The organism is Niallia sp. FSL W8-0635 (assembly GCF_038007965.1).
In the GTDB taxonomy this organism is placed as follows: domain Bacteria; phylum Bacillota; class Bacilli; order Bacillales; family Cytobacillaceae; genus Niallia.
Genome location: NZ_JBBOYD010000001.1, coordinates 1,686,549 through 1,705,600 on the forward strand (window position 1 = coordinate 1,686,549; position 19,052 = coordinate 1,705,600).

Here is a 19,052-nt window from a genome sequence, read left to right on the forward strand (position 1 = left end):
GAGAATCGGAGTATATGGAAAGTGTATTTGGCGTAAATAAACTAACAACCCCTTTAAATGAGAGAGAAGATATTATAAAAGTAAATAAATTGAATAAATGGTATGGGGATCATCATGTATTAAAGGATGTAGATCTTACGGTTAAACAAGGAGAGGTAATCGTTATTTTAGGACCATCTGGATCAGGTAAATCCACATTTATTCGAACAATTAATGCCCTAGAAGAATTTCAAAAGGGTGAAATAACGGTTGATGATATTGCATTAACGGATGATCTTAAAAATATTGAAGAAATTCGTAAAGAAACGGGAATGGTATTCCAATCCTTTAATTTATTTCCACATATGACAATCTTGAAAAATATATCTTTAGCACCTATATGGGTGAGAAAATGGAAAAAAGCAAAAGCGGAACAAATTGCAAAGGAATTGCTAGAAAGAGTAGGTATTCCGGAGCAAGCAAATAAATATCCGGGACAATTATCTGGTGGTCAGCAGCAACGTGTTGCGATTGCTAGAGCATTAGCAATGCAGCCTAAGATTATGCTTTTTGATGAACCTACATCTGCGCTCGATCCAGAGATGGTAAAGGAAGTGTTAGATGTTATGAAAACTTTGGCGGAATCTGGAATGACCATGCTTGTGGTAACACATGAAATGGGATTTGCAAGACAAGTTGCCGACCGTATTATCTTATTTGATAAGGGTGAAATTGTCGAAATGGGCAAACCAGAAGAATTATTTGACAATCCTAAGCATGAACGGACGAAAGCATTCTTATCCCAGATACTATAAAAAAGGGCCAATGGCTCTTTTTTTATGTGTAAAACTTTCTAAATAATGACTCTCTCTATTAAGATAAGGAACTGGGATAATGATATTATTTTAAAAAAAATTATATAATTTCTTTTAAAGCTTGTAAAAATTTAGAAATTCACTTTGTATAAAATATCACTATTTCGCTAAAAATGTAACAGTAGGTATAGAAAATTAGATGGTGATACCAATGAAGGGCCTAAGTAGACTTGAAGCGATTATGTGGAGTATTGCACTTCCAGGTTTTAGTCAGTTATTATTGAAAAAATATTGGAAAGGAACATTGTTTGTTATTTTAGAATTTATTATAAATGCGAAAAGTAATTTTAATTTAGCAATCATGTTTAGTTTTTGTGGGAATATCCAGAAATCGATTGAAGTAATGGATTTCCAGTGGATCCTGTTTTATCCTTGTTTATATTTGTTTGCGATGTGGGATGCATATAAAGAAGTGATGGAAACGGAAGATAAATATGCTTTCTTGCCATTTGTTTTTTGCGCATATTTTGTTACAGTCGGTGTTTTTTATTCAACAAGTTTGAAGATATTTGGTGTATTGTTCGGTCCTGTTTTTTTACCGATGGTTTTTTTGATACCTGGTATTATTTGTGGTCATGCAGTAAAGTATTGTTTAATTTTTTTTGAAAAAAAAAGACAAGTATAAATGTACTCTGTAGAACTTGAATAATGTACTAAAGCAGTTAAGTTTACTAGGCTATCTATGAAGAGAATTATCAGTAAAATGGAAAAAATGAAATAAACCATTGTCAATTAGTTCAATTATGTATATAATTAATACATATTAATATTTGTATACTACTCAAAGGGGAGTAGCTTTTAGGTTTATACCTAAAACAAAGTCGTCAGTTCATGGCATATGCCATCGGCTTTGTTGGCATGTTTAGTGCTTAGCAAGACCTTTGCCTATTTGGCAAAGGTCTTTTTTGCGCACTTTTGTACATAATATCGAGAGGCGTGGCAAAACCTGCTAATAGGAAGTATACAAATAAACACCTAAAAGGGGGAAATATTTTTGGATGCAAGCATGTTATTAGAGTATGGCTGGGTTTTACTAATTCTAATTGTATTAGAGGGGCTATTGGCAGCAGATAATGCAGTTGTTATGGCGGTTATGGTTAAGCATTTGCCAGCAGAGCAACAAAAAAAGGCACTATTCTACGGGTTATTAGGAGCATTTGTCTTCCGTTTTGCTACTTTATTCATGATTTCTTTTTTAGTGGATGTATGGCAAGTTCAAGCAATAGGAGCTCTTTACCTTCTCTTTATCGCAGTGCATAATATTTATGGCAAGTATGCGAAGAAGAATGAGGAAGGTAAGGAGAAGAAGGAGAAGAAGCAATCTGGCTTTTGGATGACTGTATTAAAAGTAGAATTAGCAGATATTGCTTTTGCGATCGATTCTATGTTAGCTGCAGTTGCACTTGCGATTACCTTACCGAAAACGAATTGGTTTACGCTTGGCGGAATTGATGGAGGACAATTCTTAATTATGTTCCTTGGCGGTTTAATCGGATTGATCATTATGCGTTTTGCTGCTAACTGGTTTGTTAAGTTACTTCATTCTCGTCCATCACTTGAAACAGCAGCATTCCTAATTGTAGGTTGGGTTGGTGTAAAATTAGCAGTATTTACGTTAGCACATCCATCTGTTGGATTATTAGATGAGCATTTTCCAGAATCAAAAATTTGGAAAGGAATATTCTGGTTTGTATTAGTAGCAATTGCTGTTGCCGGATATTTCTTCTCTAATAAAGAAGCCGTTAAAGCAAAAGAAAGTAATGCATAAACAAAAAGGAAAAAAGCCATCCAATCGGAATGGCTTTTTTTCTAAACTTATTATTTTACATCTTAATGCGTTTTACCTGATAACTCAGCTTGTGCTTGTTGTACAAGTCTTTTGGTTATTTCTCCACCAACAGAACCGTTAGAACGTGAAACAGTATCTGATCCTAAGCTTACCCCAAATTCTTCCGCAATTTCGTATTTAACGCTATCTAAATATTGTTCAATTCCTGGAACTAATAATTTATTTCTAGAAGCCATTCTGATTTCCTCCTTAAAAATAGTACAGTGATTATTTATCAATTACATTGCAATTTATATGGAAATGATAAATGATTCTGTACTTATAATATATGGATTTATTTTATATTCATTAGTGGTAAAGTTTGTGTATAGGGGAGAAAATAGGATGTTTACATATCCCTTTACGATATAATTTCTTAGAGTTTAGATGATTATTTTGGAGGTATTAAAAAAAGATATCCAAACATTAATAATATATGGTTGTACGGGTAGGGTTAGATAACTTATACTGATAATTATTCACGTAATAATGAGGCATGCTATAATTTATATAGCTTTGAAGAAAGGAATTGTTTTTTCATGGGCAAGAAGTTTAAGTTAGTCCTTCAAAATCTGACTCCTGCACAAATGATAACCAGCTATTATATTTTAGCGGTTAGCATTTCTGTTCTATTACTTAGTTTACCAGGAGTACATAAGGAAGGAATAACGGTTTCGTTTATGGATACATTGTTCACTGCTGTCACTGCAGTAAGTGTAACGGGACTAACGGTAATTAATATCGCTGAAACATATAGCACATTTGGAATTATCATTTTAATGCTTGTATTACAATTTGGTGGAATTGGCGTAATGGCAATTGGAACATTTTTCTGGATGATTTTTCGCAGGAAAATAGGCTTAAGAGAAAGACAGCTTATCATGATCGACCATAATCAGTCTAATCTTTCAGGACTTGTAAATTTAATTAGAGAAATTTTTAAAATTATACTTATCATTGAAGTGGTTGGAGCTATTATTCTTACTTTACAATTTCATAATTATTATCCCACTTGGCAGGAATCAATTTTACATGGAACCTTTGCATCTGTTAGTGCAACTACAAATGGAGGATTAGATTTAACCGGTCAATCCCTTACGCCATTTAAGGATGATTATTTTGTACAACTTGTCAATATTATCCTCATTACATTAGGAGCAATTGGATTTCCTGTATTAATTGAAGGGAAAAATTATCTTTTCCCGAAAGCTGGAAATATGCATCTTAAGTTTTCTTTATTTACAAAGCTAACGACAATTACGTTTGGGTTTCTTTTATTATTCGGAACAATTATGATTATTGTTTTAGAATGGGGCAATTATTATGCAGGAATGAGCTGGCATCAGATATTCTTTAATGCATTTTTTCATTCTACCTCTACGAGAAGTGGTGGTTTAGCAACAATGGATATAAATGAATATTCGATTACGACATTGCTTATTTTTTGTTTGCTAATGTTTATCGGTGCATCTCCAAGTTCTGTTGGTGGTGGGATACGAACGACAACCTTTGCATTAAATATATTATTTATTTATCATTATGCAAATGGAAACAAGCATATAAAGATATTTAAAAGAGAAATCTATGAAGAGGATATAATAAAGTCGTTAGTAGTAACAATATTTGCGACTGGAATTTGTCTTGTTGCTGTTATTGCTCTGTCTATATCAGAAAATGCCTCACTCATTGCAATTCTTTTTGAAGTTTGTTCTGCTTTTGGTACGACCGGGCTTTCATTAGGATTAACGCCAGAATTATCTAACTTTGGTAAGTGTGTGATTATGTTGTTGATGTTTATTGGAAGAATTGGATTGACTTCTTTCATCTATATTATCGGTGGGAAAGAGAAAAAAGATAATTTCCACTATCCTAAGGAACGAATAATTATTGGATAATATAATAAAAAGATAAAAAAATGGAGTTGCACATAGTCAGCTCTATTTTTTATTCTATTTAACAAATGTAGGGAAGCATATCTTTCTATCGCTTGCGGATAATAATAATGTAATGGCGAAAGGAGAGATGACTAAAGTGGCTAAGCGAAAGGCTGAATTTAATAGTGTAGAAAAATATAGCAAAACTCCTAAGAAAAATACACAGGAGACAGAATTTTCTGCTGAGTTTAGCAGGGGAGAAAACCCAATCAAAGGTGCTAACAGAAATTCGAAGCATGGAAGAGAGGGACAGTAAATGCCGAAAAAAGGTAAAAAACTTATCCAGAAAGAAAACTCAAATGTAGAATTTGGTCAAGAATTCGGTGATGTTAATGCAAGCAAATTCTATGATACAGAAGCATTAACGAAGGAAAAAGTAAAAGGGAAAGCTAAACGAAAATAAAAAAATCTTCCCATCAGTGAATTAGTCTTGCTGATGGGAAGATTCTTTATCTATCTGTTTGAAGTGTACGTTGAACTCTTGTAAGCAGTTGTTTCAATTTTGAGCTTCTTAATTCAATAATTGGCTGTGTTAAAGAAATGATTATATTGCTTGACAGCAGTACCGTGATTAAGAAAGATACAATTACTATCATCACGTACGATCTTGGAGATTCAAATATATCTGGTAAATCACTTTGTCTAAAAAGACGGATAAAGAAGCCATGCAATAAATAAACATATAACGTCGATTTGCCGAATTTAGTGAAGAAATACTCCTTTTTCGGTACACAAGCGAAAAAACAAAAAATCATCAGAAAGCTTAATACGTAGAAAAATAACCTGATTGCCATTCCTATAAAGTACCCTTCTCCTAATGCCTCATAGGATTTAGAGCCAAACAACCACTGATAATTAATAGATGGAAAGAAATGAAAGCCAATAAATACAAGGGTAAAAATGATAATAGCCATTATCCTTGCATTTTTTGTTTTTACAAAAGAGAAATGTTCCTTTTTCATATAAAATCCTATTAAAAATAAAGGAAAGAATACGAAAGTTCGTGTTAAGCTTAAATAAGTTGAAGTCCAATCAACCATACCTATTGCGAGTCCTAATAGAAGCGACAGGATAATTCCCTGTATCGGCTTTAATTTCGCAAATGCTAATAAAAAGATATTCCAAAAAAACAAACTAATTAAAAACCATAGCGACCAATGTGGTGTCAACGGTTCAATCGCAAAAGTGGACTTTCCATAAAGAAAATAATAAAAAATGCTGTATACTAGCTGAAAGATAAGATAAGGAATGATTAGTTTTTTTGCATATTTTTTTATATACCCCTTTTCTGCAATCCCCTTAGCAAAAAATCCAGAAATTAAAATAAATGCAGGCATATGAAAAGTGTAAATTACTTTATATAACGTATAGATATTTTGATTGTCATTTATGAATGATTGGATAAAATGACCGAAGACAACGAAAAAGATCAAAATAAATTTTGCATTATCAAAGTAGTAATCCCGTTGTTTCATAAACTCATCCTTTCGTGAATGGAAATATCACCAATTTCACTAATTATATATAACACAAATTCGCTAGTTTTAATCACATGTAGTTAATCTGTTAACTAAATAACTTATATTTATTACAAAATTGAAATGAACGGGCGAAATAGTAAGAAAGAAAATCCTTATCTATAATAACAGGGAAACCTTTAAAATTCTTTAAGAATATGTTGGAGTATTTTTGAAATGATAGGAGCTGGAGGGATAAAGAAGAAAGTCAGGGAAATAGGTGGTATCCCCTTAATAGAAAGCTTCTTTTTCTTCTATTTACAAAAAATTCGCTAATTTCATGTTATTTTTCAGAAGGTAAGAGGAAATTCAAGAAATATGTAGAATAATGTAAACACTACGTTTGTAAGGGGGGGTAACCACTAAGATGGATCGTACGTCCTATTCAGAAGAATATCGACAATTACAAAAGAAACTTAGTGAAGTGGAAAAAGAGAATACACTTCTGAGAAAAGAGCTGCAGGAAAAGGATCGTATATGGGATAGGAGATTAATTGCTTTCCAGACAATAAATGTAGGAATTATTATATTTGATGAAAATGGAGTTATTCGAGATATTAATACATGTCTTTGTGATAACTTTAACTTGAAAGTTGATCAAGTTATTGGTAGAAATATTACGCACTTTCTTCAACAAGAGGAACGTTCTAAGGTTAGAAAATATATAAATAATGTGAAAAATATATCTGGTCTAGCCCGTAGTATATTGCCTTTAACAGTTAATAATAAATTAAATTATTTTGAAACCCAGACAAGTCGATTGCCATATGAAATGGGATTTGTGTCAATCATTGAAAATAAAACAGAAGTAATAGAAAAAGAAAGAGAGAAAGAAGAGACACAAATTCTTTATAATGAATTTTTTACAGAAGCGCTTGATGGGATTGTGCTATGGAAAGAAACAGGACAAATTATTGCTGCTAACGCCTCCGCACTTAAAATTTTTGAAAGCACCGAAAAACAGCTGCTGTCATCAAAAATTAGTGACTATATTTATAAAAAAGATAAGCGTTATGCAGAAATAGTCATGAATCTCTATTATCAAAAGGAAAATAGAGAAGAATTGATGTTTTTGATGCCAAATGGACAGAAAAAAATCCTAGAATTTACAACAAAGCTTCATTCTGTAGAAGGCTTAAATATGAGTATTTTCCGCAATGTAACGGAACGTTATAAAATGGAAGAGGAATTAAGAGAAAGTAAGGCGATGTTTGAGAATATTTTCGAAGAAGTATTTGACGGTATTATCATTTGGGATCAGACTTTTAAAATTATTGATATGAATAAAGCAGCGGAACGTTTACTAAGCAAAAATAAAGAGAGTTTAATCGGTTTAGATTTATTATCAATTCTTCCTTCGGCAAAATCAATTGGAGAAGATATAAAGCCTAAGTTATTAAATGTCAAAGAAGAGGGGCAAAATCGAGGACTCTATACCGTGAAATTTCCCCATAAACGAGAATATACACAGATTGAATATAGAAATAAATTTAATATCTATTCAGGATTAAGTATTACGACACTACGCGATATTACAGAAAATGCCGTATTGGAAGAACAGTTAAGGAAATCATCTACATTAAATGTTGTTGGAGAATTGGCAGCAGGAATAGCTCATGAGATTCGTAATCCGATGACAGCTTTAAAAGGATTTATTCAATTGTTAGAAACAGATGTGTCTTCTGAAGAAAATGAGATGTATTTTTCGGTAATAAAATCAGAGTTGATAAGAATTGAATCGATCATTAATGAATTTTTATTGCTAGCTAAACCACAGGCTGTGAAATATGTACAAATAGATTTAAGACAAATAATGAATGAAACGATGGAATTGCTTCATGCTCAAGCCGTATTACAAAATGTTCAATTTATAAAAAGATATGATAAAGAAATTCCAATGAGTTACTGTGAACCAAATCAAATGAAAAAAGTATTTATTAATATTATAAAAAATGCTATCGAGGTATTAGAAGATGGTGGGGAAATTGAGGTTTCAATTGAACCAAAAGATGATTACTTTCATATAGCAATACGGGATAATGGCAAGGGAATGAGTAAAGAAAAGCTTGCAAGAATTGGTGAACCTTTTTATACAACAAAAGAAAAAGGGACCGGTTTAGGTTTATTAGTTTCTTATCAAATAATGGAAGATCATAAAGGGAAAGTAATGGTTGAGTCGGAACTAGGAAAAGGTACGACTTTTCACCTTCTACTACCAATAAAAAAGACATAATAGACTAAAGTTTTATTACTAAAGGCCCCGTTCATGCAACTAGGTCTTTTTTTGTGGAAGGAAAGTAATTGGAAAAGTAGTGATTATGACAACCGCATTCTTTTAATAAAAGATTAGGTTGTTCCTTGACACAATTACCTACTTTTATTATCATCTAATTAGATAATCATAAAAGTAGGTGCTTCCATGCAATTAGATAAACTGGTTGCTTTTTATAAAACAATGGGTGATCCCACAAGAATAAGAATTATTTCTTTATTAGCAAATAAACCGTGGAATGGGCAAGCGTTAGCAGATAAACTTGGCTTATCTGCTCCTACGATTACCCATCATTTAAAGAAAATGCGTGAAATAAATATCGTTTATGACAGAAGAGATAAGAATACGATTTATTTTTATTTAAACAAATCCGTTATTTTGCAACAAACGGAGTCTTTACAAAAACTTGCAATTGGAATGGAGGCGAGTGTAATGAATGTCAACGATGGGGAACAAGCAAAAATAATTGAAAACTTCTTTACCGCAGAGGGGAGACTTAAAAATATTCCTTCTCAAAGAAAGAAAAAATTAATTGTATTTAAATACATGCTGAAAGGGTTAGTGTTTGGTAGAAAATATGAAGAAAAAGAAATAAATGAACATATAAAACAATATTTCGATGATTATGCCACGATTAGAAGAGAATTTATCATCAATCATTTTATGTATAGAGAAAATAATATATATGAACTAAATCCAGAGGAAATGTGGGCAAAGTAAGGGAAAAGGACTGTAGACAAACTCCCCAATTTTAGAGACAGACGTTTTTATATAATATATTTATTTATACCCCTTTCGCTCCAAGCAACGTATAAAATTTAAATTTAACTTATTAAAAATCTTTTGTCGACAAACTGAAAGAGACAAAAGTATTCCAGCCCAAGTTAAAGCCAAACGATTACACGAAATTTCGTACGATTGTTTGGCTTTTTAATTAACTTGTAAAAAAGTTGACTCAGTTGTTATCACCCGCAGCCTGAATACACTCCGCTTTCCGTGGGGCTCGCGCTGAGCCGCTTCGGCCTTTGGCCTGCAGGGTCTCAGGCTGTCTCGCTAATCCCACAGGAGTCTACGTGTATTCAGGCTGCTCCATATTTCCTACTAATTTATTTTTTATTGAAAAAACAATGTTTTTTAGGAAATAAGCTTTAAAAATGGAGTGAAATGGAGCGGAAGACACTCGACTCCTGCGGGAAGTAGAGGAAAGGCTGAGACCCCGCAGCGCAGCGAGGAGGCTCAGCTTCCTCCCCGCGGAAAGCGAGTGTCTGTAGCGCAATGGAACGAATTGTTTTTTTACACTTGAGTATATTTAAAATCATAAGTAACTAGTATCAAAAACTAGCCTTTATTTAAGAGCTAAATTAAAGATTGTTCGTCTTTACAGAGTGGCTATTTAGTTTTGTCCCAGTATGTTTATAAAGATAAAATCATTGATAAAATTCTGGTTTACGATCAGCAAAAATAGGGATTGTTTTGCGAACTTCTGTGACTTTATTTAAATCAATAGGTGCTGTTAGTATTTCTTCATTTTCGCCAGCTTCTGCAAGAATTTCTCCCCAAGGATCAATAATCATACTATGGCCTGCAAAGACATTATCCGGATCTGCTCCAACACGATTACAAGCAATGACATAGCATTGATTTTCAATAGCTCGAGCAATCAGTAGACTTTTCCAGTGTGCTAATCGAGGCTTTGGCCATTCGGCAACTACAAATATTGCTTCTGCCCCTTTCGTTGTGTGGGCTCTTATCCATTCAGGAAAACGAATGTCATAGCATATCATGCTAGCAAAAGTTCTATCCTCTAATGAGAATAGGCCATTTGAGTTACCGCTTTTTAAATATAAATGTTCATCCATTAACTGAAAAAGATGAAGTTTGTCATAAGTGTGGATGATGTTTCCAGAATGATCTATAACAATCAGGGTGTTATAAATGCCGTTTTCTTTCTTATTTGCGATAGAACCACCAACAATAGATACATGATGTTTTATTGCTAAATTTTTTAAAAAGGAGATTGTCTTCTTTGCATCATTATCAGCGATTGTAAGAAGTCTTGTTAAGTCATAGCCAGTTGACCAAAGCTCAGGCAATACAACGATATCACAGTTTTCTTTGCATGCAGCAGTAATTTTTTCTTCTACTTGCTTAAAATTATCCTCCGGTTTACCAAATGCAATATCCATCTGAATCAAACTAATTCGTAATTTCATAAGCTAACACCTCTATTCATCTTTGTTATTTTCCTATATAATGATAATCAACAAAAAAATCCAATTATTATGGTAATTTGGTTATATCATAAAAAAGCGAATTATTAAACGATTATTTTGTAAGTTCATGATTAAAGTAATAATAATATTTTTAACGTTTAAAGAAGGTGTGAAGTACATGAAGACATATGAACAGTCTCGGTTATTAAAAAATTTGCCAGAACAGTTTTTTGCTTCCTTAGTTACGAAGGTCAATCGCTATATTGAAAAAGGCTATGATGTGATTAATTTAGGACAAGGTAATCCAGATCAACCGACTCCTTCTAATATTATTCAGAGCTTGCAAGTGGCAGCTGAACAGCCGAAAAATCATAAGTATTCTCCTTTTAGAGGATATCCACATTTAAAGGAGGCCATTTCTCAATTTTACAAACGAGAATATAAGGTAGATTTAGATCCTGAAACAGAGGTAGCTATTTTATTCGGTGGGAAGGCAGGTCTTGTAGAAATACCGTTATGCTTATTGAATCCAGGTGAAACGGTAATGGTTCCTGATCCAGGGTATCCCGACTATTTATCTGGGATTGCTTTAGCACAAGCTGAAACAGTCATGATGCCATTACGAGAAGAGAATAGCTTTTTACCAAACTATAATGATATAGAAGAAACAGATTTAGAGAGAGCGAAGTTAATGTTTTTGAATTATCCGAATAATCCAACAGGGGCAATTGCGACAAGGGAATTCTTTGCTGAAACAGTTTCTTTAAGCAAACAGCATGACATATGTGTTGTTCATGATTTTGCTTATGGAGCGATTGGCTTTGATGGAAAGAAACCGATTAGTTTTCTTCAAGTAGAAGGGGCAAAGGATATTGGTGTTGAAATTTATACTTTATCAAAGACGTTTAATATGGCAGGCTGGAGAGTAGCATTTGCGGTTGGAAATAGTAGTGTCATTTCTGCTATTAATCTTTATCAAGACCATTTGTATGTAAGTTTATTTGGAGCTATACAAGAAGCTGCCTACACGGCATTAACAGAAGCTCAAGAGAGTGTTAAAAGGATGAATGAGCTTTATGAAAAGAGACGAAATGTATTAATAAAAGGACTCAACGAAATTGGGTGGGAAGTTAATGCGCCTGATGGTTCATTCTTTGCTTGGTTGAAAGTACCAGATGGGTTTACCTCACAAGAATTTAGTGATTATTTATTAGAGACAGTACATATTGCTATGGCTCCGGGATCAGGATTTGGAAAATTTGGAGAGGGATATGTCCGAGTTGGATTATTAACGGAAGAAGAGAGATTACAAGAGGCAGTGGAAAGATTAAGTACACTACCAATTTTTAAGTAAGGGAATACATGATAACTAGACTTTTGGATTGAATAGATTTTTATCTATTTAATCCTTTTTTAATATAGAATCTTTTCTTTTATTCTCTAATAGAGGAAATGATAGGCTATAATGACCAAAAAGAAAGCGTTTGCTTAAAGCGGTTGTACATTTCGACTAAATTCCCTATAATTCTTGTCGAACAGAAGCGGTGTTCTGACAAATAGATGAGTCTTTTTGCCTATTTTCTTTTAGAAAAATGTCTAATATTGCGAATCTATTTACATTTATTTGTTTTATTGTAATAATTCATCAAGTAAACAATAATGATTGTTTGAAAGTACTGGAATTTGATTAGGAGGAAGAAAAAGGTGTATTGTAAGAAATCAGAATTGTTATTTGAAATTCAAGATAAGAGGGAGGTAATGATTAAAACAGCAAAAGAGCGTGGGACAATCGATGAAGAGACAATAAGATTAAGTCAAGAACTGGATGAATTAATCTATAAATATCAGCTTGTTTTTCGTTACGAGCGAGAAAAGAGAAAACAAATAAAAAGGCAATATAAAAATACTCGAATTTTTTGGTCAAATGCTAGTCAATATAAACGAAAAGAGTATTCTCAGGTTGTCTATAGATAAATAGAATATCAGTAATTATGGTGAAGGGTAATGGCAGTGATTACCTGTATAATATCTCATCTAAATCAATGCCCTTCTTTAATTGAAACTTTTAGCACCTCGTTTTACTGTTTTATGTCCACTTTTATCGGAAAAAGAAAAACGCTTCTTTCGTTCATAAGCTATTAACCTTCAGGGTACGAAGGTTAATAAGAAAATGGACATATAAGAAGCGAATGGATAAGATTTTATTCCATTAAAGGCAAGATTATATTAACCCTAGTCCCTTTTTTTTCTCTACTGGATATTTGAATTTCACCATCGAATGATTCAATGATTCTTTTACATACTACAAGCCCTAAACCAGTTCCAGATTCCTTTGAAGTATTAAAAGGTTCAAATATTTTCTTTAATTGTTGGCTGGACATGCCTATTCCGTTATCAATTATCGTAATGAAAACGTTTGAATGAATGGTACGGACTGTAAGTTCTAATTGACCACCATTTTCCATCGCTTCAAGTGCGTTTTTGGTTAAATTTAAAAGCACTTGTTTCATTTGGTCTGCAATTCCAAGGATAAAAATATCTTGTTCAGGAATCGTTTCAATATAATTTACATTATATAAATTTGCCTCTGAAATGATAAGTGGATCAAGTTCTGCGATAATGGATTTTAAATTCATTTTATGTTTTTTTTGTGCGGTAGGCTTCCCTAAAATAAGGAATTGGCTAACGATTTCATTGATCCGTACAATTTCTTTTTGGATAATGGAAAAGTATAGCTGATCTTGTTGATCTAGATGTTTCTCGCTTAATAATTGGATTAATCCTTTGATTCCTGTTAATGGGTTCCTAATTTCATGTGCAGAACTAGCTGCTAAATTTCCAACGAGCTCTAATTTTTGAATTTCATTCTGTTTTGTTTCTTCTTCTCTCCCTTTCCTTTGATAGTAAAGGATTAGGGTCAGATATATCAGATGAAAAATTAGAATAAAGAAAAGAAGTATCCAAATATTCGATTTTACGACGTTCCAAATATTTGTTTTTTCTAATTCGACAATAATGGTCCAAGGTAAACGGTCAATCGGCATACTAATAACATTTGTGCTTAATGTTGCGCCATCGTTTATATAGAGGATTGTTTCTTTTTGACCATTCATAATGGCGATATTTTCCTCGGAGGATAACATTTTCGTTATATTAATAAGATAATCAACACGCAGATAAGCAGTTATAATCGAATCTAGGCGATTATGCTCACTTAATATTGGCATCGCGATACCAATAACTTTCTGGCCGTTGCTTAATACTTCCTCTCTATTAGAAATGACTAAATCTTTCGAGTTAATCACTTCTAATATGTAATCCTCTTCTGAAATATCAACTGAATCATAGGTATCGTTTACCCCAGCAAGTGTTTTCCCTTTATTATCAAGCAAGAATAAACCACCATAAATATGCTCGTTTGTAAATACTTTTCTCAGTAAATTGTCCATTTCTTCTGGTGTGTCAATATTTGTTTGAATCGAAAGACTTAATATATTTAAAGAAGAAACGACTTTGTTTATATAAGAGTCCCACTGTCTCTGATGAATGGAAGCTACCCATTCTGCATGAGCCTTATTTTTTGCGACTTCTTTATTAACTTGATAATTAAAAAAAAGGATTGCAGTAATAATGATAGGAATAACGACGATTGCAACATATAATAGCTTTTTTTGTGTATTTATTTTCATCAATAGATTCTCCATAACGAAATTCCGATATATAGACTTCATTATAACATGAATTAGACAAACCTCAATGAAGGGGAGAGTTTTCCTTGAAATTGACAAAAGTAATGGGGAATAATATAATCTATTTGAATTCGAGATATTGAATTATACTAATAAGGGACGTTTTTATATGGAAAAAAAAGATATTGAACAATCATTAAAATTATATATTGTCATGTCTCGAGCGTATCGAGCAATAAATGAAAATGTAAATAAATTAATTACGGCAAATGGATTGAATCCAACGGAGTTTGCTGTTCTTGAATTGTTGTATCATAAAGGAGATCAGCCGTTACAGCAAATTGGTGGGAAAATTTTATTAGCTAGTGGAAGTATCACCTATGTGGTTGATAAACTGGAGGAAAAAGGATTTTTGAGAAGGATTGCTTGTCCAACGGATCGAAGAGTTACATTCGCTCAAATTACCGATGATGGTAAACAATTGATTGAAGGTATTTTTCCTAATCATGAGCAAAGAATCCATGAAATTATGTCGGAATTATCTCCAGAAGAAAAAGATGTGGCGATTGGATTGATTAAACGACTTGGTTTATCTATTGGTAAATAATTAACATCACAATGTTAATAAGGCGGTATTCATATATGGTTTAAAGTTTCATTTCGAAGTATATTTTTGAAAGAAATCTTCCATTATGAATATTCGCTTTTTTGTATTTGAATTGTAATTTTTCATGTATAATTAAATAAGTTGGCCTTTACAAATAAGGTAATGAACAAAATAGGGGGTATACAAATGAAGTTTTCGGAATTTACATACAAAAGACCAAATATAGATGAATTTTCAGCAAAAATGAATGAATTATTAGTAGATTTTAACAAATCAGAGCATGTTCAGCAGCAAATCACAGCGATTGAGAAAATAAACGAACTTAGAAATGATGTTTCTACGATGTTTAATTTATGCTATATTCGCCACTCGGTTGATACGAATGATGAATTTTATCAAGCAGAACAAGATTATATGGATGAAGTCTCTCCTAAAGTTGAGGGGCTAACGACTAAATATTATGAAGCGCTTGTGCAGTCCAAATTTAAAAATCAATTGGAAGAAAAATGGGGGCATCAACTCTTTGCATTAGCGGAAGCGCAATTAAAAGTTTTCTCAGAGGAAGTAGTAGAGCTTCTGCAGCAGGAAAATAAACTATCAACAGAATACACAAAGCTTGTTGCTTCTGCGAAGATTATGTTTGATGGTGAAGAGAGAACACTTGCTCAATTACAGCCATTTACAGAGTCAAAAGACCGGGATATTAGAAAGGCTGCGAGTGAGGCTCGCTTTGCTTTCTTTAGTGAACATGAAGAGCAGTTAGATAGAATCTATGATGATATGGTAAAGGTTCGTACAGAAATTGCCCAAAAGCTAGGATATGAAAATTTCGTCGAGCTAGCATACCATCGCATGTACCGTACGGACTATAATGCTGAAATGGTTGCGGCCTTCAGAAACCAAGTAAAAGAACATATCGTACCACTTACAACTAAATTAAAAGAAAGACAACAACAGAGAATAGGGGTAGACTCTTTAAAATATTATGATGAGCCATTTGAATTTTTAACGGGAAATGCTGCGCCTAAAGGAGGTCCAGCTTGGATTGTTGAAAATGGTCAAAAGATGTATGATGAGCTATCAAAAGAAACAGGAGCATTCTTTTCCTATTTAAGAGAAACAGAATTAATGGATTTGGTTGCTAAAAAAGGAAAAGCTGGAGGCGGCTACTGTACTTTTATTGAAAATTATAAGGCACCATTTATTTTTTCTAACTTCAATGGAACATCAGGAGATATCGATGTATTAACACATGAGGCAGGTCATGCATTCCAGGTTTATTCTAGTGGTGAGTTTGATATTCCGGAATACTATTGGCCAACATATGAGGCTGCAGAAATTCATTCCATGAGCATGGAGTTCTTTACATGGCCATGGATGGAGCTATTCTTTAAAGAAGATGTAGAGAAATATAAATTTTCCCATTTAAGTTCGGCACTGTTGTTCCTTCCTTATGGAGTGTCAGTAGATGAATTCCAGCATTGGGTATATGAAAATCCGACAGCTACGCCAAAAGAAAGAAAGCAAGCTTGGAGAAATATTGAGAACAAATATAGTCCTCATCTTGACTATGATGGAAATGAGTTTTTAGAAAATGGTGGTTTCTGGCAAAAGCAAGGTCATATTTTTAATTCTCCATTCTATTATATTGATTATACATTAGCGCAAATATGTGCATTCCAATTTTGGAAACGGTCAAGAGAGAATCAAGAAGATGCTTGGGCAGATTATGTGAAGCTTTGCAAATTAGGCGGAAGCAAGCCGTTTACGGAATTAGTGAAAGAGGCTAATCTAATTTCTCCATTTGAAGATGGCTGTGTGGAATCAGTTGTTGGAGTCATTGATGAATGGTTAAGTTCTGTAGATGATCGAAAACTATAAAAGAAAAAAACGTGGGACGATTCCCACGTTTCTTTTTTTACAATCAATTTACTAAGAAATAGACTGAGTCTGAACTGGTTTAATTTTAATTTGGTCATCCTCTAGAACTGCTGTTAATTCTTTTATAGTTGGTTCATCAAGAATAACATCTGCTAGTTGGTCTTCTAAATGCTCTTGTATTACTCTTCTTAGAGGACGAGCGCCGAAGCTTGGATGTGTTCCAAGTTCTACGATTTTCTCTTTTGTAGCTACTGCTATCTGTAAAGTGATTTGTTGTTCTTGTAGGTTTTGAGAAAGCTCATCTAATAACAAGTCCGTAATTTGTAGTAAGTGTTCTTTTTCCAATGATTTAAACTCAATAATCGCATCAAAGCGGTTAAGGAATTCTGGTTTAAAGAAGTTTCCTAGTGTTTGTAATAGATTGCTTTCTTCAATCGCATCATTATTTCCAAAGCCCACGACTTTATGTTTATGGCCGACACTTGCATTACTTGTCATAATAATAACGGAATCTTTAAAGCTAATAGTACGGCCTTGACTATCTGTTAAGCGGCCGTCTTCTAAAATTTGCAAGAAAATCGATTGAATATCAGGATGCGCTTTTTCTATTTCATCTAGTAGAATAATGCTATATGGATTTCTTCTAACTTTCTCTGTTAGTTGTCCTGCTTCTTCATGACCAACATAGCCTGGAGGAGAACCAATGATTTTGCTAATACTATGTTTCTCCATGTATTCACTCATGTCTAGGCGAACCATACTATCCTTGCTACCGAATAATTCTTCTGCAAGTGTTTTGGTAAGCTCTGTTTTCCCAACACCAGTTGGTCCGACAAATAGGAAGCTACCAATTGGTCTCGTTTTGGATTTAAGTCCCGCTCTACTTCGTTTAATGGCTTTAGCTACTTTACGAACAGCTTCTTCTTGTCCAATTACTTTTGCTGCTAAGCGCTCACTTAAAAACTTCATTTTTTGCTGTTCATCTTCCTGTAATTTTCCAACAGGAATACCTGTTTTCTTTTCGATTAATTGCTGGATAAGGGCGACATCGACTAGTGGCTTATCATCGTTGTTTGGTTCATTTAATGCTTTTTCAAGCTGTTGTTCTTCCTTGCGTAATTGAGCTGCTTTCTCATAATTTTCTTCTTTTAATACTTGTTCTTTTTCTTTAGCTATCACCGCAAGGCGACTTTCGATTTCTTCTGTATTTTGATAAGTAGAAGAAAGATTCATTTTAGAACCAGCCTCATCCATTAAGTCAATCGCCTTATCTGGTAAGAATCGATCTTGGATATATCGGTGAGATAGCTCAGCACACGCTATGATTGCATTTTCTGTATACGTTACTTCATGAAATTTTTCGTATTTGTCTTTAATTCCATTTAAGATAGATAATGTTGCCTCAACAGAAGGCTCACTTACTTGTACTGGCTGGAATCTTCGCTCTAATGCAGCATCTTTTTCAATTTGGCGATATTCCTTTAAAGTGGTCGCCCCAATGATATGCAGTTCTCCACGTGCTAAAGCTGGTTTTAAAATATTCCCTGCGTCCATGGATCCTTCAGCAGATCCTGCACCAACTAGCTGATGGATTTCATCAATAAAGACAATAACATTTTTTCTTGCTTGTACTTCTTGAATTACTTGTTTCATTTTTTCTTCAAATTGACCACGAATCCCTGTGTTTGATACAAGGGAAGCCACGTCCAACAAGTAAATTTCTTTGTTTTGCAATTTTTTAGGGACATTGCCTTCGATAATTTTTAATGCTAATCCTTCTGCTATCGCTGTTTTTCCGACCCCAGGTTCCCCGATTAGCACTGGATTATTTTTATTTCTTCTATTTAGAATTTCAATTACACGTTCTATTTCATTTTCTCTGCCGATAACAGGATCTATTAAACCGGCATTTGCCATTTGATTTAAATTTTTACCATATTTATCGAGAATACCAGCTTTTTTATGGTTATTAGTAAATGGGGCTTCCTTTGAAGCACTAGCTCCCCCAAATGCATTTGATTGGTTAAATGATTGAAATAACTCGTCAAAAGGGGAAGGTTGGAAAAACATTGGGCCACTTTGTGCTGTCATTTTATGTTTTTCTTTTTGATAGCAAGCATGACAAATATTCATTGTGCTTTCCATATTGTTTAATACAAATCGTAGGCTGATTGTAGCACTATTTTGTTGGCAGATTTCACATTTCATAAATAAATATCCTCCTTTTGAATTTGACTAATATTGACCTTTTGTAATT

At 33.4% G+C, this 19,052-nt stretch carries 17 protein-coding genes and 1 riboswitch; of the genes, 12 read left to right on the plus strand and 5 right to left on the minus strand.

Annotated elements, in window-relative coordinates; genetic code table 11:
* Window positions 1-14 precede the first annotated feature (14 nt).
* From NYE52_RS07845 to NYE52_RS07855, 3 genes are all read left to right on the plus strand, one after another.
* On the plus strand, window positions 15-794 hold the full coding sequence (locus NYE52_RS07845; RefSeq protein WP_341192562.1) for an amino acid ABC transporter ATP-binding protein: 780 nt from the start codon (window positions 15-17) through the stop codon (window positions 792-794).
* A gap of 211 nt (window positions 795-1,005) precedes the next feature.
* Entirely contained in the window at window positions 1,006-1,479 is a 474-nt protein-coding gene (locus NYE52_RS07850; RefSeq protein WP_341192563.1) for a hypothetical protein, read from the plus strand.
* 149 nt (window positions 1,480-1,628) lie between these two features.
* A riboswitch (yybP-ykoY riboswitch) is annotated at window positions 1,629-1,725 on the plus strand.
* 123 nt (window positions 1,726-1,848) lie between these two features.
* On the plus strand, window positions 1,849-2,622 hold the full coding sequence (locus NYE52_RS07855) for a TerC family protein (protein ID WP_341192564.1): 774 nt from the start codon (window positions 1,849-1,851) through the stop codon (window positions 2,620-2,622).
* Between the two features lie 62 nt (window positions 2,623-2,684).
* Here the strand turns inward: NYE52_RS07855 and NYE52_RS07860 are convergent, their stop codons facing one another.
* Entirely contained in the window at window positions 2,685-2,879 is a 195-nt protein-coding gene (locus NYE52_RS07860) for an alpha/beta-type small acid-soluble spore protein (RefSeq protein WP_341192565.1), read from the minus strand.
* A 342-nt stretch (window positions 2,880-3,221) separates the two neighbouring features.
* Here NYE52_RS07860 and NYE52_RS07865 point away from each other — a divergent pair, with 342 nt between their 5' ends.
* The 3 genes from NYE52_RS07865 to NYE52_RS07875 all read left to right on the plus strand — a co-directional run bounded on the left by NYE52_RS07865 (window position 3,222) and on the right by NYE52_RS07875 (window position 5,019).
* On the plus strand, window positions 3,222-4,577 hold the full coding sequence (locus NYE52_RS07865) for a TrkH family potassium uptake protein (protein ID WP_341192566.1): 1,356 nt from the start codon (window positions 3,222-3,224) through the stop codon (window positions 4,575-4,577).
* 136 nt (window positions 4,578-4,713) lie between these two features.
* Window positions 4,714-4,872, plus strand: a complete 159-nt coding sequence (locus tag NYE52_RS07870; protein WP_312096946.1) for a hypothetical protein — start codon at window positions 4,714-4,716, stop codon at window positions 4,870-4,872.
* Entirely contained in the window at window positions 4,873-5,019 is a 147-nt protein-coding gene (locus NYE52_RS07875; protein WP_341192567.1) for a hypothetical protein, read from the plus strand.
* A gap of 46 nt (window positions 5,020-5,065) precedes the next feature.
* Here the strand turns inward: NYE52_RS07875 and NYE52_RS07880 are convergent, their stop codons facing one another.
* Entirely contained in the window at window positions 5,066-6,091 is a 1,026-nt protein-coding gene (locus NYE52_RS07880; protein ID WP_341192568.1) for an acyltransferase family protein, read from the minus strand.
* 409 nt (window positions 6,092-6,500) lie between these two features.
* Here NYE52_RS07880 and NYE52_RS07885 point away from each other — a divergent pair, with 409 nt between their 5' ends.
* Window positions 6,501-8,366 carry an ATP-binding protein gene (locus NYE52_RS07885; protein WP_341192569.1) on the plus strand — a complete coding sequence of 622 codons (1,866 nt, stop codon included), beginning with the start codon at window positions 6,501-6,503 and terminating at the stop codon, window positions 8,364-8,366.
* A gap of 186 nt (window positions 8,367-8,552) precedes the next feature.
* Window positions 8,553-9,125 (plus strand): metalloregulator ArsR/SmtB family transcription factor, encoded by a 573-nt coding sequence (locus tag NYE52_RS07890; protein ID WP_341192570.1) that lies wholly within the window; start codon window positions 8,553-8,555, stop codon window positions 9,123-9,125.
* 707 nt (window positions 9,126-9,832) lie between these two features.
* Here the strand turns inward: NYE52_RS07890 and NYE52_RS07895 are convergent.
* Window positions 9,833-10,618: a carbon-nitrogen family hydrolase gene (locus tag NYE52_RS07895; RefSeq protein ID WP_341192571.1), complete on the minus strand. Its 786-nt coding sequence runs from the start codon at window positions 10,616-10,618 to the stop codon at window positions 9,833-9,835.
* 178 nt (window positions 10,619-10,796) lie between these two features.
* On the opposite strand from NYE52_RS07895, the gene NYE52_RS07900 reads away from it, so the two are divergent.
* Both NYE52_RS07900 and NYE52_RS07905 read left to right on the plus strand, forming a co-directional pair.
* On the plus strand, window positions 10,797-11,972 hold the full coding sequence (locus tag NYE52_RS07900) for a pyridoxal phosphate-dependent aminotransferase (RefSeq protein ID WP_341192572.1): 1,176 nt from the start codon (window positions 10,797-10,799) through the stop codon (window positions 11,970-11,972).
* A 350-nt stretch (window positions 11,973-12,322) separates the two neighbouring features.
* On the plus strand, window positions 12,323-12,592 hold the full coding sequence (locus tag NYE52_RS07905) for an aspartyl-phosphate phosphatase Spo0E family protein (RefSeq protein ID WP_341192573.1): 270 nt from the start codon (window positions 12,323-12,325) through the stop codon (window positions 12,590-12,592).
* A gap of 227 nt (window positions 12,593-12,819) precedes the next feature.
* On the opposite strand, the gene NYE52_RS07910 is transcribed toward NYE52_RS07905, so the two are convergent.
* On the minus strand, window positions 12,820-14,307 hold the full coding sequence (locus NYE52_RS07910; RefSeq protein WP_341192574.1) for an ATP-binding protein: 1,488 nt from the start codon (window positions 14,305-14,307) through the stop codon (window positions 12,820-12,822).
* A 169-nt stretch (window positions 14,308-14,476) separates the two neighbouring features.
* Here NYE52_RS07910 and NYE52_RS07915 point away from each other — a divergent pair, with 169 nt between their 5' ends.
* Window positions 14,477-14,914, plus strand: a complete 438-nt coding sequence (locus NYE52_RS07915; protein WP_341192575.1) for a MarR family winged helix-turn-helix transcriptional regulator — start codon at window positions 14,477-14,479, stop codon at window positions 14,912-14,914.
* A 186-nt stretch (window positions 14,915-15,100) separates the two neighbouring features.
* Entirely contained in the window at window positions 15,101-16,795 is a 1,695-nt protein-coding gene (locus tag NYE52_RS07920) for a M3 family oligoendopeptidase (RefSeq protein ID WP_341192576.1), read from the plus strand.
* Window positions 16,796-16,846: 51 nt separating this feature from the next.
* On the opposite strand, the gene NYE52_RS07925 is transcribed toward NYE52_RS07920, so the two are convergent.
* A complete protein-coding gene (locus NYE52_RS07925; RefSeq protein WP_341192577.1) occupies window positions 16,847-19,003 on the minus strand; it encodes an ATP-dependent Clp protease ATP-binding subunit in 2,157 nt (718 codons plus the stop codon).
* Between the last annotated feature and the right edge of the window lie 49 nt (window positions 19,004-19,052).

Excerpts from the sequence above, each read along its gene's own strand:
- NYE52_RS07845 (WP_341192562.1), top strand. The coding sequence starts at position 15 with ATGGAAAGTGTATTTGGCGTAAATAAACTAACAACCCCTTTAAATGAG.
- NYE52_RS07850 (WP_341192563.1), top strand. The coding sequence starts at position 1,006 with ATGAAGGGCCTAAGTAGACTTGAAGCGATTATGTGGAGTATTGCACTT.
- NYE52_RS07860 (WP_341192565.1), bottom strand. The coding sequence starts at position 2,879 with ATGGCTTCTAGAAATAAATTATTAGTTCCAGGAATTGAACAATATTTA.
- NYE52_RS07865 (WP_341192566.1), top strand. The coding sequence starts at position 3,222 with ATGGGCAAGAAGTTTAAGTTAGTCCTTCAAAATCTGACTCCTGCACAA.
- NYE52_RS07875 (WP_341192567.1), top strand. The coding sequence starts at position 4,873 with ATGCCGAAAAAAGGTAAAAAACTTATCCAGAAAGAAAACTCAAATGTA.
- NYE52_RS07880 (WP_341192568.1), bottom strand. The coding sequence starts at position 6,091 with ATGAAACAACGGGATTACTACTTTGATAATGCAAAATTTATTTTGATC.
- NYE52_RS07885 (WP_341192569.1), top strand. The coding sequence starts at position 6,501 with ATGGATCGTACGTCCTATTCAGAAGAATATCGACAATTACAAAAGAAA.
- NYE52_RS07890 (WP_341192570.1), top strand. The coding sequence starts at position 8,553 with ATGCAATTAGATAAACTGGTTGCTTTTTATAAAACAATGGGTGATCCC.
- NYE52_RS07895 (WP_341192571.1), bottom strand. The coding sequence starts at position 10,618 with ATGAAATTACGAATTAGTTTGATTCAGATGGATATTGCATTTGGTAAA.
- NYE52_RS07900 (WP_341192572.1), top strand. The coding sequence starts at position 10,797 with ATGAAGACATATGAACAGTCTCGGTTATTAAAAAATTTGCCAGAACAG.
- NYE52_RS07910 (WP_341192574.1), bottom strand. The coding sequence starts at position 14,307 with ATGAAAATAAATACACAAAAAAAGCTATTATATGTTGCAATCGTCGTT.
- NYE52_RS07915 (WP_341192575.1), top strand. The coding sequence starts at position 14,477 with ATGGAAAAAAAAGATATTGAACAATCATTAAAATTATATATTGTCATG.
- NYE52_RS07920 (WP_341192576.1), top strand. The coding sequence starts at position 15,101 with ATGAAGTTTTCGGAATTTACATACAAAAGACCAAATATAGATGAATTT.
- NYE52_RS07925 (WP_341192577.1), bottom strand. The coding sequence starts at position 19,003 with ATGAAATGTGAAATCTGCCAACAAAATAGTGCTACAATCAGCCTACGA.